The organism is Collinsella aerofaciens (assembly GCF_040920445.1).
GTDB lineage: Bacteria > Actinomycetota > Coriobacteriia > Coriobacteriales > Coriobacteriaceae > Collinsella > Collinsella aerofaciens_BH.
In genome coordinates, this window is record NZ_JBCOTQ010000054.1 from 1 (window position 1) to 14,327 (window position 14,327).

12 protein-coding genes are annotated in these 14,327 nt (G+C 60.4%); all 12 read left to right on the forward strand.

The annotated features are described in order from the left end of the window. The coding region (locus tag AB5405_RS08240) for an arginine deiminase (protein WP_368138153.1) at window positions 1-1,057 on the forward strand (1,057 nt) is incomplete at its 5' end. Window positions 1,058-1,162: 105 nt separating this feature from the next. Then, a complete protein-coding gene (gene argF / locus AB5405_RS08245) occupies window positions 1,163-2,158 on the forward strand; it encodes an ornithine carbamoyltransferase (RefSeq protein WP_006234279.1) in 996 nt (331 codons plus the stop codon). 138 nt (window positions 2,159-2,296) lie between these two features. Next, window positions 2,297-3,784 (forward strand): YfcC family protein, encoded by a 1,488-nt coding sequence (locus AB5405_RS08250; protein ID WP_438265711.1) that lies wholly within the window; start codon window positions 2,297-2,299, stop codon window positions 3,782-3,784. 629 nt (window positions 3,785-4,413) lie between these two features. After that, entirely contained in the window at window positions 4,414-5,895 is a 1,482-nt protein-coding gene (locus tag AB5405_RS08255) for a DUF1846 domain-containing protein (protein ID WP_006234276.1), read from the forward strand. Window positions 5,896-6,151: 256 nt separating this feature from the next. Continuing rightward, complete coding sequence (locus AB5405_RS08260; RefSeq protein WP_040358312.1) at window positions 6,152-6,490, forward strand: helix-turn-helix domain-containing protein; 339 nt, start codon at window positions 6,152-6,154, stop codon at window positions 6,488-6,490. A gap of 178 nt (window positions 6,491-6,668) precedes the next feature. Next, window positions 6,669-8,330: a CTP synthase gene (gene pyrG / locus AB5405_RS08265; RefSeq protein WP_055286060.1), complete on the forward strand. Its 1,662-nt coding sequence runs from the start codon at window positions 6,669-6,671 to the stop codon at window positions 8,328-8,330. Between the two features lie 2 nt (window positions 8,331-8,332). Next, window positions 8,333-9,274, forward strand: coding sequence for a site-specific tyrosine recombinase XerD (gene xerD, locus AB5405_RS08270; RefSeq protein WP_368138155.1), 942 nt, complete (start codon window positions 8,333-8,335; stop codon window positions 9,272-9,274). A gap of 462 nt (window positions 9,275-9,736) precedes the next feature. Further along, window positions 9,737-10,171, forward strand: a complete 435-nt coding sequence (locus tag AB5405_RS08275) for a division/cell wall cluster transcriptional repressor MraZ (RefSeq protein ID WP_006234269.1) — start codon at window positions 9,737-9,739, stop codon at window positions 10,169-10,171. Between the two features lie 20 nt (window positions 10,172-10,191). Further along, window positions 10,192-11,157, forward strand: coding sequence for a 16S rRNA (cytosine(1402)-N(4))-methyltransferase RsmH (gene rsmH / locus AB5405_RS08280; protein ID WP_368138156.1), 966 nt, complete (start codon window positions 10,192-10,194; stop codon window positions 11,155-11,157). Between the two features lie 90 nt (window positions 11,158-11,247). Then, entirely contained in the window at window positions 11,248-11,718 is a 471-nt protein-coding gene (locus AB5405_RS08285) for a hypothetical protein (RefSeq protein WP_368138157.1), read from the forward strand. 260 nt (window positions 11,719-11,978) lie between these two features. Continuing rightward, a complete protein-coding gene (locus AB5405_RS08290) occupies window positions 11,979-13,601 on the forward strand; it encodes a peptidoglycan D,D-transpeptidase FtsI family protein (RefSeq protein WP_349116804.1) in 1,623 nt (540 codons plus the stop codon). 126 nt (window positions 13,602-13,727) lie between these two features. Continuing rightward, window positions 13,728-14,327 (forward strand): Mur ligase family protein (locus AB5405_RS08295; RefSeq protein ID WP_368138158.1); only part of this gene is annotated, 600 nt, incomplete at its 3' end.

The following is a 14,327-nucleotide window of genomic DNA, read 5'->3' on the forward strand; positions in this document are numbered from 1 at the left end:
GGGCGTGGAGGTCCTCTATCTCGAGAACCTCGTCGCCGAGGTGTTCGACCAGGTCCCCGGCGCCCGCGCCGAGTTCACCGACCAGTACATCGCCGAGGCCGGCATCCGCGGCCAGCACATGCCGCAGATCGTCCGCGAGAAGCTGGACTCCATCGAGGACAACCTCGAGTTCGTCAAGAAGACCATGGCCGGCATGACCAAGTCCGAGATCGACATGCCCCTCACGGCGTCCACGACCCTCGACTCCCTGGTCAACTCCGAGTCCGAGTCCGACCTGATCATCGACCCGATGCCCAACCTCTACTTCACCCGCGACCCGTTCGCGGTCATCGGCGAGGGCGTCAACCTCAACCGCATGTACTCGGTCACCCGCAACCGCGAGACCCTGTACGGCAAGTACGTCTTCAAGTACCACCCCGACTACAAGGACGTCTCGCTGTACTTCCGCCGCGACTGCCAGTTCCACACCGAGGGCGGCGACGTGCTGAACATCAACGAGAAGACCCTCGCCGTCGGCATCTCCCAGCGCACCCAGGCCGCCGCGATCGACGTCATGGCCCAGAACATCTTCTGGAACTCCGACTCCAAGGTCGAGCGCATCCTGGCCTTCGATATCCCGGTCTCGCGCGCCTTCATGCACCTCGACACGGTCTTCACCCAGATCGACGTCGATAAGTTCACGATCCACCCCGCCATCATGGGCACCCTGCGCGTCTACGAGCTGACCGCCGGCAAGAACCCGGGCGACGTGAACATCCGCCTGATCGAGGACACCCTCGAGCACGTCCTGGAGGACGCCACCGGCGTCGACCAGGTCAAGCTGATCCCCTGCGGCGGCGGCGACCCGATCGCGGCCTCCCGCGAGCAGTGGAACGACGGCTCCAACACCCTGTGCGTCGAGCCCGGCAAGATCTGCGTCTACGCCCGCAACACCGTCACCAACGACGTGCTGTACAAGGAGGGCCTGGACCTTCTCGTCGTGCCCTCCGCCGAGCTCTCCCGCGGCCGCGGCGGCCCGCGCTGCATGAGCATGCCCTTCTGGCGCGAGGACCTCTAAGTCTTTCCGTTTCCGGTGCGGTCCCCCTACAACCGCACCGGCTTCGCCCGTTAAACGGGCGCCACTAATACTTACGTAATTCATTTCTTCGAAAGGAATCAAACCATGGGTGTTAACCTTTCCGGCCGTAGCTTCCTCAAGCTTCTCGACCTCACCACCGAGGAGATCGAGTACCTGCTCAAGCTCTCCAAGAACTTCAAGGATATGAAGCGCGCTGGCGTTCCGCACCGCTATCTCGAGGGCAAGAATATCGTTCTGCTCTTCCAGAAGACCTCTACTCGTACCCGCTGCGCCTTCGAGGTCGGCGGCATGGATCTGGGTATGGGCGTGACCTACCTCGATCCGGGTTCGTCGCAGATGGGCAAGAAGGAGTCCATCGAGGACACCGCCCGCGTTCTCGGCCGCATGTATGACGGCATCGAGTTCCGTGGCTTTGCCCAGGACGACGTCGAGGAGCTCGCTGCTAAGTCCGGCGTGCCCGTGTGGAACGGCCTGACCACCGAGTGGCACCCCACCCAGATGCTCGCCGACATCCTGACCGTCCAGGAGAACTTCAACTACGACATCAAGGGCAAGACCCTCGTCTTCATGGGCGACTGCAAGAACAATGTCGCTCGCTCCCTCATGGTCGTCTGCTCCAAGCTCGGCATGAACTTCGTGGCCTGCGGCCCCGAGGAGTGCATGCCCGCTGACGACGTCATCGAGGCCTGCAAGCCCATCGCCGAGGCTAACGGCTGCACCATCAAGCTGACCACCGACGTCAAGGACGGCGTCACCGGTGCCGACGTTATCTACACCGACGTGTGGGTCTCCATGGGCGAGCCCGACGAGGTCTGGGCCGAGCGCATCGCTCAGCTCACCCCGTATCGTGTTACCTCCGAGGTCATGGCTATGGCCAACCCGGGTGCTATCTTCCTGCACTGCCTGCCCAGCTTCCACGACACCAACACCACCATTGGCGCCGAGAAGTGCGAGCAGTTCGGCATCACCGAGCAGGAGGTCACCGACGAGGTCTTCGAGAGCCCCGCTTCCAAGGTCTTCGACGAGGCCGAGAACCGCATGCACACCATCAAGGCTGTCATGTACGCCACGCTCAAGTAAGAGCATCTAGCATCTCGCTCGGGGTGTATTGTTGAACACCCCGAGCGGCTGTGTCTGGTAAATATCTCGCATCGGGCGGTGGGCACGGTACGGAAGATCCGCTTCGCACGAGAAAGTTAAATGATTTATGAAGGGGGGATGAGAACTATGACTGAGACCGCTAAGAAAAAGCGCGGTATGCCTTCATCGTTCACCATTCTTCTTGCTCTGCTGGCAATTGTCGCAGTGATTACCGTTATCGTCTCCGGCACGTCCGGCGGCGCGGTTACTGCCGCCCGTCTGAGCGATTTCTGCACCGCCCCGATTAAGGGCTTCGCTGACGCTCTGCCCGTCTGCCTCTTCGTTATGATCCTGGGCGGCTTCCTCGGCATGATGACCGAGACCGGCGCCCTGGACAACGGCATTGCCGTTCTGGTGCAGAAGCTTAAGGGCAACGAGATCATGCTCATTCCCGTGCTGATGCTCATCTTCTCCCTCGGTGGTACCACCTATGGTATGTGCGAGGAGACCGTTCCCTTCTACGCCCTGCTTGCCGCTACCATGATGGCCGCTGGCTTCGACCCGATGGTCGGCGCCGCTACCGTCCTGCTCGGCGCTGGCTGCGGCTGCCTGGGCTCCACGGTTAACCCATTCGCCGTCGGCGCTGCCGTCGACGCTTTGACCGGCGTTGGCATTGAGGTCAACCAGTCCATCATCATCGGCCTCGGTGCCGTCCTGTGGATTGTTACCACTGCCATGTCCATCTTCTTCGTCATGAGCTATGCCAAGAAGGTCAAGGCTGACAAGGGTTCCACCATCCTGTCGATGCAGGAGCTCAAGGACGCCGAAGAGGCTCACGGCAAGGCTGCTTCCGAGGTTCACAATGAGGTCAAGCTCACCGGTCGTCAGAAGGGTGTTCTGATCGCCTTTGCCTTCACCTTCGTCGTCATGATCGTCGGCTTCATTCCGCTGGCCGACCTCAACGAGGGCGTCGCCAACTTCTTCGACGCTGGCGCTGTCTACGACGCCGACGGTAACGCCGTCGTCCAGGGCTGGTCTGCCCTGATCACCGGCCTGCCCATTGGCCAGTGGTACTTCGACGAGGCTTCCACCTGGTTCTTCCTCATGGCCGTCCTGATCGGTATCATCGGTGGTCTGTCCGAGAAGCAGATCGTTAACACCTTCATCACCGGCGCTGCCGACATGATGTCCGTTGTTCTCGTCATCGCCCTCGCCCGTGGTATCTCCGTCCTCATGGCTAACACCGGCCTCGACGTCTACGTCCTCGACGCTGCCGCCAATGCTCTGGCTGGCCTGTCCGGCGTGATCTTCGCTCCCATGAGCTTCCTGGTCTACTTCGGCCTGTCCTTCCTGATCCCCTCGACCTCTGGTATGGCTACCGTCTCCATGCCTATCATGGGACCACTGGCTGTTAAGCTCGGCTTCTCGCCCGAGGTCATGGTCATGATCTTCTCCGCCGCCATCGGTGTCGTGAACCTGTTCACCCCGACCTCCGGCGCCATCATGGGCGGTCTCGCCCTGGCCAAGATCGAGTGGACGACCTGGCTCAAGTTTGCCCTTAAGCTCATCGTCGCTCTCTCCGTCGTCTGCGCCGTCATCCTGACCGTCGCCTGCGTGCTGCTCTAAGTACCCAATGGGTACCCCACGGAAACCTTGACGATCCTGTAGAGGATCACCTGGTCATCGTCTGTCCGGTGGGGTAAACCCACCGGTAGACTCCTACCTTTAGCCCCCTCCCGTTCCGTGCGCGGGAGGGGGCGCACTTATGTTGCGCGGTTCTACGAACCGCGCAACCAGTCGACGCTGCGCGCCGTCCAGAACGACAATTTGTCATTCAAAAGGCAAGGCATGACCAAAAGGTCTATGCCTTGCCTTTTTCATGCCAACTTGTACGTTCTGGACGGCGCTCGCTGTCCGTCCCCTGCCTGCGGCGCTTTCCATTGTTGGTGCAGAGGGCGCTTTGCCTACTCTGGCGGGCTTTCGCTGACTTTTGCTCCACCTGCGGCGCTGCCATTGTTGGTGCAGGGGGGTAGCTTGCTCGCTCTGGTGCCCGTTCGCTGGCTTTGGCTCTGCCTGTGACGTTTTCATTGTTGGTGCTGAGTACCTTGTTTCCCGTCCCAAATGATCTACCCTGGGTCCCCGGTGGTTGCGGTGGGCGTGTTTGGTTGGTGCCTGTTGATGGTCTGGGTATCGGGGAGGGCGAGCTCCGTTATAATCGCCTAGAACATTAAATGGAAACGGGACGGGAGCCATATATGCGCCAGGGTTTCGACAACGCGAAGTATATCGAGCTGCAGGCTGCTCACATTAAGGAGCGCATCTCGCAGTTTGGTGGCAAGCTCTATTTGGAGTTTGGCGGTAAGCTGTTTGATGACTATCATGCGAGCCGCGTGCTGCCGGGTTTTGAACCGGACAGCAAGTTCCGCATGCTCAAGAGCATCGCCGACGATGTCGAGGTTATCATCGCGATCAACGCGAACCACATCGAGAAAAACAAGGCTCGTGGTGACCTCGGCATTACCTATGACGAGGATGTGCTGCGCCTGGTTGACCTGTTTCGCGGCAACGGCTTTGCTGTCGCGGCTGTGGTCATCACCCAGTACGCCGGCCAGCCCGCTGCCGATGTGTTCCGCAACCGCCTGAACGCGCTCGGTATTCCCGCCAAGCTGCACTATCCCATCGAGGGGTATCCGCACGATGTCGATCTGATCGTGTCCGACGATGGCTACGGCAAGAACGAGTTTGTCGAGACCACCCGACCGCTCGTCGTGGTCACTGCCCCCGGTCCTGGCTCGGGCAAGCTTGCCACCTGCCTGTCTCAGCTCTATCACGAGCACAAGCATGGCACGGCCGCCGGCTATGCCAAGTTCGAGACCTTCCCGGTCTGGAATCTTCCTCTGACGCATCCGGTCAATATTGCCTACGAGGCCGCCACGGCTGACCTCGACGACGCCAATATCATCGATTCGTTCCACCTTGAGGCCTACAACAAGACCACGGTCAACTACAACCGCGACGTCGAGGCCTTCCCGGTAGTCCGTGCCCTGATGGAAAAGATCCTGGGCAAGAGCCCCTACCAGAGCCCTACGGACATGGGCGTCAATATGGTCGGCTTTGCCATCACCGATGACGATGCCTGCCGCGACGCTTCCAAGATGGAGATCGTCCGCCGCTACTTTACCGCGGTCGAAAATGTGCGCCGTACCGGCGTGGGCGATGAGCAAGTCGACCGTCTCAAGATTATTATGAAGAAAGCCGGCATCGATAAGAACTACTCACCGGCGCGCTCGGCGGCCCTCACCAGGGAGCAGCTGACGGGTGGTCCCGTGGGTGCCATGGTCATGCCCGATGGCTCCGTGGTGACCGGCAAGACTTCCACGCGCCTGGGCGCCGCGAGCTCGCTCATCATGAATGCACTTAAGCATGTCTCGGGCGTCGACCTTGAGCTCGAGGTCATTAGCGATGAAGCGATCGAGCCCATCAGCAAGCTCAAGACGCATTTCCTGGGCAGCAAAAACCCGCGCCTCCACACCGACGAGACGCTTATGGCGCTGTCGATCACCTCGGCCACGAGTGAGACGGCCGCTCGCGTCCTTTCGGGCCTGGAGCAGCTGCGCGGTTGCGATGCCTTCTTTAGCGTGATTATCTCGCCGACGGACGAGACGGTACTGCGCAAACTGGGTATCAACGTGTGCTGCGAGCCCAAGTTTGAGCGCCGCGGTTTCTTCCATCGCTAAGTTTGAAGCACCGCGGTAATTGCATTGCATTTTGGCCGTATCGGGTTAGCGCCCGGTACGGCTTTTTGATCAATAAAGCGCCTATTTCGGTGAAAAATAGCTGTTTACCTGCCTAGAAACAATTTGAGCGGTATACAATAACCGTAACTGTTTCATCCTTAGCGGGATGCCGCATGATGGATATTACCTGCCATCGTGAGGTGTGTCGGTCGCGCACGGCGCGTTAGATGCTCGTGCTCGGTTTGAGGAGGCTGCTATGGCGGGCAAGGGTCGTGCGAGTGTCAACGATATGAAGCGTGTCGAGGTGCTGGTGTTGATGGAGATCGACCAGCAAACCGAAGACAATGGCGGGCCGTATGGTTTCTCGCGCAAAACGCTTGCCGAGCGCGTGGGGGTTTCGCCGTATCGTGCCCGCGCCGCAATCGATCGCTTGGATTCCGAAGGCATGATTGATGTCGTCTCGCGTTATAGCGACGACGGCGGTCAGCTTGCAAATGGCATTTGCCTCACCGAACGTGGCGAGTGGTATCTTGAGGGCGTCCGTACCGGCATGCTCGTTCAAGAAATGCTTGAGGACGAGGTTGCTGATCGATAGCAGCATGTAACCCTTGCCATAGCGACGCCGCTTGGGAAACCGGGCGGCGTTTTGTTTCAAGATTGAGAAATGCAATCTCACGCGAGAAAAATTGCGAACGGTCCGCGGCGCGAGTATTACAATGAAGACCCGTAAGATGTGGATAAACAACTTCTACGGGAAGCGCAGGTAACTCAATATGACCAAGCATGTGTTCGTAACCGGTGGTGTGGTTTCGTCTCTGGGCAAGGGTATCACCGCGGCCTCGCTGGGCCGTCTGCTCAAGTCGCGTGGCTACAAAGTAACGATGCAGAAGGCCGACCCGTATCTGAACGTCGACCCCGGTACCATGAGCCCCTTCCAGCATGGTGAGGTCTTCGTTACCGAGGATGGTTACGAGTCCGACCTGGACCTGGGTCATTACGAGCGCTTTATTGATGAGAACCTGACCCGCGATTCCAACTTTACGACCGGCGCCATCTATAAGAGCTTGATCGCCCGCGAGCGTCGCGGCGACTTTTTGGGCGGTACCGTGCAGGTGATTCCTCACGTCACCAATGCTATTAAGGACAAGTTCCGCCGCATCGAGGAGCAGACCGGCTCCGATGTAGTCATCACCGAGCTGGGCGGCACGATCGGCGACATCGAGTCCCAACCGTTTGTCGAGGCCATCCGTCAGTACCGCAAGGAGGCCGGCCCCGAGAACGTCTGCTACATCCACGTGTCGCTCGTTCCCTATATCGCCGCCGCCCACGAGGTCAAGACCAAGCCCACGCAGCATTCCGTCAAGGAGCTCCGCAGCTTTGGCATCCAGCCCGATATCATCGTGCTGCGCTCCGACCACCATATCGATGACGCTATCCGCGGAAAGATCGCAAGCTTCTGCGACGTCGACACCGATTGTGTCTTTACCAACGAGGACTGCGCGAGCATTTACGATGTTCCGCAGCTGCTTGCCGAGCAGGACTTTGACCTGCGCATTTGCGAGCGCCTGGGTCTGGACCCGCGTGAGCGCGACATGAGCGAGTGGAACGAGTTCCTGCGCAAACAGAATCACGCCAACCATCACGCCGACAAGGTGAAGATCGCCGTCGTGGGCAAGTACACGCAGCTGCCCGATGCGTACCTGTCGGTTATCGAGGCCCTGCACCATGCGGGCGTCTTCTACGATCGCCATGTGGACGTCCAGCTGGTCGACGGCGAGAGCCTCGACGAGCAGAATGTCTCCGAGGTTCTGGGCGACGCCTCGGGCATCCTGGTCCCCGGCGGCTTTGGCAAGCGCGCCCTGGAGGGCAAGATCCTCGCGGCCGAGTTTGCCCGTGAGCACAAGATTCCGTATCTGGGCATTTGCCTGGGTATGCAGGTGGCCGTGTGCGAGTTCGCCCGCAACGTCGTCGGCCTTGCCGGCGCCAGCTCCTCCGAGTTCGATCCGGACGGCCCGTTTAGCGTCATCGATCTGATGAGCTCGCAGGAGGACGTGACCGAGAAGGGCGGCACCATGCGCCTGGGCGCCTATCCGTGCAAGCTCGCCGCCGATACCCTTGCTCGCGAGGCATATGGCGAGGAGCTCGTCTACGAGCGTCACCGTCATCGCTTTGAGTTCAACAACGCCTTCCGTGACCAGCTCGAGGACGCCGGCTTGGTTATCTCGGGTCTGTCGCCCGACGAGCGCCTGGTCGAGATGGTCGAGCTGCCGCGCGACGTGCATCCGTGGTATGTGGCAACCCAGGCTCATCCCGAGTTCAAGAGCCGCCCGACCAACCCGCAGCCGCTGTTCCGCGAGTTCGTGCGCGCTTCGATCGGCCAGCACGAGGGTGTCGACCGTCTGCAGGTGACGCCCATGAACCTCGCTACGGACTGAGGGTGCCGGCGAATAAGGAACATACCGAAGCTACTCCCTCGTCGCTCGCCGTGGCGGCGGGGGAGTATCTCGATTACCTCGCGGTCGAGCGGGGTTTGGCGCGCAACACGATTGCGGCCTATCGTCGTGACCTGACGACGTACTGCGCCTATCTGGAGCGGGCGGGTATTGTGTCTTTTGAAGAGGTGACCCGTCAGGTCGTGGAGGGCTTTGTCGCCGCCCGTCGCGATGGGGGCTATTCGGATGCCTCGGTGGAGCGTGCGCTTGCGGCCGTGAAGGGCCTGCATGCCTTTTTGGTGCGCGATGGGGCTGTGGCCCAAAATCCAACGGCGGCGTTGCGCCTGCCTAAAAAGGCTGAGCGTTTGCCGGAGTATCTATCGGTGGAGGATGTCTCGGCGCTGCTCGATCAAGACTTCCCCGAGGGCGAGATGGGCTTGCGCGACCACGCCATCTTGGAAGTGCTCTACGGATGCGGTTTGCGTGTGAGCGAGTTGGTGGGACTCGATGTGGGCGATATCCATATCGACGATGGCTTTGTGCTCGTTCGCGGTAAGGGCTCAAAGGAACGCCTGTCCCCGCTGGTGGGAAGCGCGGCGCGAGCTCTGACGCTTTATGTAACTGAGGGGCGTTCTCGCTTGGCGGCCCATGCCCGCGGAACCGAGACCTCGGCGGTCTTTTTAAATAAGAACGGCCGCCGTCTGTCGCGCCAGGGCATCCATGCCATCTGTGAGCGCTACGGGCGCCAGGTGGGACTGGTGGGGCTCCATCCCCATACGCTGCGTCACTCCTTTGCCACCCATATGCTTGCGGGCGGCGCAGACCTCCGTGTGCTACAGGAGATCTTGGGACATGCCGATATATCGACCACGCAGGTCTACACGCATGTCGATCGTACGCAACTGACCGAGGTCTATTTGGCGGCGCACCCGCTGGCACATCGTTAACACATCGCTGACCTGCATATTTATAGGTATTTGGGGACGGGCTCCAGATTGCCGCGGCGTGCTTTTGCGCGCGCATGGGCAATCTGGGGCCCGTCCCATTTTTCGCCACTTGGCGTCGCGGTGGTGGGCCGCACGTGCCTTGGGTGGGGGAGTTTGGGGGCGATGTGAACGGCATGTAAAGGGACGCAAAAATCGCCTCAAGGTCAACTTGAAGGTTGAGGTTGAACGGCGGGGTGCCACAGGTGGCATCCCGCCGTTGCTGTAAACACAACATATTGTGTTTTCGAACATATGCTTGGGGGTGTTTTGCGATATATGGTGGGTGGAGTGGTGGGGCGGGGTGGGGGAAGGGGTGGGGAAAGGTGTTGAAAAATGGGGCGGTTCCCCATATTATTAATGACGTCGACAGGCGGGGTGGTTCCCCGCGTACGTGCCATCTGAGTAACCGAGGGGAGGGCGCACATGGGAATGACTGGTGCATACGAGCGCAATCTCGATGCAAAAGGTCGTCTGTCCCTGCCTGCACCCCTTCGCGAGGAGCTTGGAGAGCACGTTCGCGTGTTCAAAGCCCTGGATGTCGATGCTCTGTACGTGTTCTCTGCCGAGGCCTTCGATAAGTGGGTCGAAGGACTCTTCGCGGGTCGTGAGGGCCACGAGGGTTTTAACCCGCGTGACATTAATGACCAGAAGCTCATGAGGGCGATCAACAAGCGCACCACGTCGATGGACGTGGACAGCGCCGGTCGTATCGGTCTTTCCGAGTCTCTCCGCAAGCAGGCGAACCTCGACCGCGAGGTCACGGTTGTGGGCAACTACGACCACCTTGAGGTTTGGGATCGCGCCGCGGCCGATGAGGACGATGACGATGAGGCCCTGCTGGACCTCTTCTTCTCGTAAGGGCAAGGCACGGGTAACGGATGGAGCGTGGGATCTTGACACAAGAATATCGGCATGAACCTGTCATGCTCGGCGAAGTGCTTGAGTCGCTGCGGCTAAAGAGCGGCTCCGTTGTCTGCGATTGCACCCTTGGCGGTGCCGGCCATTCGGTAAAGATGGCCGCGCAGGTGGGGGAGACGGGCCTTTTGCTCGGCGTCGATCAGGACGACATGGCCCTCGAGGCCGCTGGCGCCCGTCTGGACCGCGAGGTTCCCGGCGTTCCGCACCAGCTGCTGAAGGGCAACTTCGGCGACTTGGACGAGCTGCTTTGCTCGGCCGAGGTGCCCGGGGTCGATGGCTTCCTGTTCGATTTGGGCGTTTCGTCACCGCAACTCGATATCCCTGGCAGGGGCTTTTCGTATAACGAGGACGCCCCATTGGACATGCGGATGGATCCGGGTAATAACACCTTAAACGCAGCTGAGGTCATCAACACCTATAACGAACACGACCTCGCCCGGATTCTACGCGTCTACGGCGAAGAGAAGTTCGCCTCGCAGATCGCGCGCGAGATCGTGCGCCGCCGCGAGCAAGAACCGATCGAAACCACCGGTCAATTTGTCGAGATCATCAAGGCGGGTATCCCGGCTGCCGCTCGTCGGCATGGCGGACACCCGGCCAAGAAAAGTTTCCAGGCCATTCGCATCGAGGTCAATCACGAGCTCGATGTGCTCGAACGAGGGCTTGATGCCGCCACCAGGTGGCTCAACCCGGGCGGACGTATCTGCGTCATCTCGTATCACTCGCTCGAGGACCGTATCGTAAAGAACCACTTTAAGGAGATGAGCCAGGGGTGCACGTGTCCGCCGGAGATTCCGGTGTGCGTGTGCGGCAACGTGCCGATACTCAAGGTCATCACCCGCAAACCCTTGGTTGCCCAGCCTGATGCGGTTGAGCGCAACCCTCGGGCGAGATCAGCCAAAATCCGCGTGGCGCAGCGTCTGTAGGCGCGACCGCGCGATATTGGACCTCCCGCTCGCACCATAAACGAAGCTTAAACACACTACCAACGTACTCGGGATGGGAGGCGGCATATCATGGGCTACAACACTTCAAGCGCAGCACTCGCCTATGATATGAACGCCATGCCCGCCTATCGTGAGACGCCGCAGGCCCCCGTTGCTCCCCGTGAGCAGCGCACGCCGCGCTTTGATGTCTACACGGGCGCGGGCCGTCAGGCAAACCAGGCGGTAAGCCCGGTTTTCATGAGCGTTCTTAAAACGTTTTGCATCATTGCGGCTATCTTCATGACGATCGGCGTCGCCCGCGTGGCGCTCGCCGGCGTTACGGCCCAGGTGCTCAACAGCAACGCCGAGCTTACCAACACGCTCGAAAAGGCGACCGATGAGAGCTCCGACCTGGAGGTCATGCATTCGGTCTATGGCGCCGACACGCGCATTCGCGACCTTGCGGGCGCTTATGGCATGGTGGAGCCCAGCGAGAGCGTTACACTTGACTTTTCGCAGGATGCAGCCGCGGGCGCCAACGCGACCGCGGCTGCTCAGTAGCAAGACGGTAGCTGAGTATGACAAATGACTATCGCCGCGGTTCCGATGGGGGCCGCGGTTCTGGACGTCCCTCGTCGCGGGGACGTTCTGGTTATCAAGGAACGGGTCGGCAATCTTACAACGCCGGGCAGTCCCGTGGCAACGACCCGGCGTCGCGACTTCGCGGCTCGGGCGGCCCTCAAGTGCATAACACCAGGTCGCGCAAGAGTTCGTCGACCGAATGGCTCACAGGCGCGCCTCTGCCTCGCCGCAAAGCCGTCATGGGATTCATTGGGCTTGGCTTGGGCTTGGGCGTCTTTCGCCTTGCCGACTATCAAATTGTCGAAGCCGATAAACTGCGCGAGCGTGCCGATGCGCGCCGCCTGCTTGCGCAGACCCTCTATGCCAAACGCGGCACCATCTACGACCGCAACGGTAACGTGCTGGCGTCGTCGGTCGAATGTCGCAACATCGCCGTGAACCCGCAGCTTGTCGAGGATGTTGACAAGACGGTGTCGGCGCTGGTCAAGGCAACTGGAATCGATAAAAAGACCTGCCGCAAGCTCGTCGAGTCCGATGGCACCTGGGTGTATATCAAGCGCCAGGTGGACGAAGACGATGCTGCGGTGCTGGAGAAGAAGAACCTGCCCGGCGTGCTTTTTGAGCAGGCCATGAAGCGCGTATATCCATACGGCAATCTGGCATCGCAGGTGCTGGGTGTAGTGAATGTGGACAACGACGGCTTGACGGGTCTCGAAAAGCAATACAACAAGCTTCTGACCGGCACGAACGGTTCTCTCGTACGCGAGCGCGCGAGGGACGGCAGCTATATCGCGGGCGGTGCCTATAAAAAGGTGGCCGCGGTCGACGGCGTTGATATCGTGACGACGCTCGACGTCAATATCCAGCGTGCGGCCGAGGATGCCCTGGCAGAGGCAGTTGAGAAGACTAAGGCCAAGAACGGCTCGGCGCTGGTCACCGATCCTACGACAGGCGAGATTTTGGCAGCCTGCTCGTACCCGACCTACGACCAGACCGATCTGGAGAATGCCAAGACCGAGGATATGAATCTGCGCCTGGTCACCGACGCCTACGAGCCCGGCTCGGTCTTTAAGACGCTCGTGGCGGGCGCCGGCTTCGACTTGGGCGTCGTGCGATCGAGTACGTCGTTTGAGGTGCCGGCGAGCATCAAGGTGGGCGACGATACCGTCACCGATGCCGACAAGCGCGACTATGCCATGACCATGGATGTGCGCGAGATGATGCGCCGTTCGTCCAACGTGGGCTTTGTCCTAGTGGGGCGCAAGATCGGTGCCGACGACTTTGCCGCCTATGTGGACAAGTGGGGCATCGGTCACAGCTCGGGTGTCGATTTTCCGGGAGAGAGCCTGGGTATCGTCAAGGAGCGTGACCAGTATGACGGCGCCACGCTGGGCTCGATGAGCTTTGGACAGGCACTGTCCGTCTCGCCGATTGAGATCGCACGTGCCGTGGGCGGCATCGCCAACGGCGGCGTGATGATGACACCGCACTTCTATAAGTCCAGCAAAGGCGACGAGAAGGACTGGGGCGAAGGCGAGCGCGCGATTTCTGAGGATGCCGCATCCCAGGTGACATCGTGCATGCAGACGGTCGTGTCCGAGGGAACGGGCGTTGGCGGCGCGGTTGACGGCTATGACGTGGCGGGTAAGACCGGTACGGCCGAACGTGCCGACGAGAACGGCGGCTACCTCAAGGAGAACTACATGTCGTCCTTTATGGGCTTTGCACCGGCACAATCGCCCAAGGTGCTGTGCTATATCACGCTCGACGGAACGCCGAGCGGCTCAGATGCCGCTGCGGTGCCGTTCCAGTCCATTATGGCCAACGCGCTCGACGTGCTGGGTATCCCGCACACGAAGTAGGGGGTTACAATCTTTGGGGCGTGGTTTGTTGTCCCATATGAGGGTGTTCACATGCCCTGCACCACGCATGTGCGGCGCTGGGATACAATACGCCGATAGCATTATTAGGTTTACAGGGGAGCTGCAATGATAGAGATCGCCGTCAACAACCTCGCGGCCGCAACAGGGGCCCGAACCGTGACGGGAGAAGCCGATCGGGTATGCCGCGGGTGCGTTATCGACTCGCGCCAGGTCGAGGAAGGGACGATTTTCGTCGCCTTTCCCGGTGAAAACGTCGACGGCAATGATTTTGCTTCCCGTGCCGTCCAGTCGGGTGCCGGCGCCGTCGTGATGACGCGTGAGCCCGAGGCCGAGCTGGTCTCGCTGGCGCAGGACAAGGGGTGCGCCATCCTGCTGACCGATGATCCCGAGGAGTTTCTGCTGCGTTTGGCGCACACGTATCGCCTGGAGCTTGGCTGCCTGGTCGTTGGCATTACCGGTTCCATCGGCAAGACGACGACCAAGGACGTGCTCGCCGCCGTGCTCGCCAAGCGCTATCGTGTCTGGGCCACCAAGGGCAATTTCAATAACCTGATCGGCATGCCGCTCACGGTGCTTTCCGCTCCGGCCGATACCGAGGTCCTGGTGCTCGAGATGGGCATGAACCATTTCCACGAGATTGAGCGCCTGTCCCAGTCCGCCAATCCCAACCTTGCCATCGTGAGCAAGATTGGTACCTCTCACATC

Bases quoted from the DNA above. Each gene is read 5' to 3' on its own strand.
- argF (WP_006234279.1), top strand. From the start codon at position 1,163: ATGGGTGTTAACCTTTCCGGCCGTAGCTTCCTCAAGCTTCTCGACCTC.
- AB5405_RS08250 (WP_438265711.1), top strand. From the start codon at position 2,297: ATGAGAACTATGACTGAGACCGCTAAGAAAAAGCGCGGTATGCCTTCA.
- AB5405_RS08255 (WP_006234276.1), top strand. From the start codon at position 4,414: ATGCGCCAGGGTTTCGACAACGCGAAGTATATCGAGCTGCAGGCTGCT.
- AB5405_RS08260 (WP_040358312.1), top strand. From the start codon at position 6,152: ATGGCGGGCAAGGGTCGTGCGAGTGTCAACGATATGAAGCGTGTCGAG.
- pyrG (WP_055286060.1), top strand. From the start codon at position 6,669: ATGACCAAGCATGTGTTCGTAACCGGTGGTGTGGTTTCGTCTCTGGGC.
- AB5405_RS08275 (WP_006234269.1), top strand. From the start codon at position 9,737: ATGGGAATGACTGGTGCATACGAGCGCAATCTCGATGCAAAAGGTCGT.
- rsmH (WP_368138156.1), top strand. From the start codon at position 10,192: ATGGAGCGTGGGATCTTGACACAAGAATATCGGCATGAACCTGTCATG.
- AB5405_RS08285 (WP_368138157.1), top strand. From the start codon at position 11,248: ATGGGCTACAACACTTCAAGCGCAGCACTCGCCTATGATATGAACGCC.
- AB5405_RS08290 (WP_349116804.1), top strand. From the start codon at position 11,979: ATGGGATTCATTGGGCTTGGCTTGGGCTTGGGCGTCTTTCGCCTTGCC.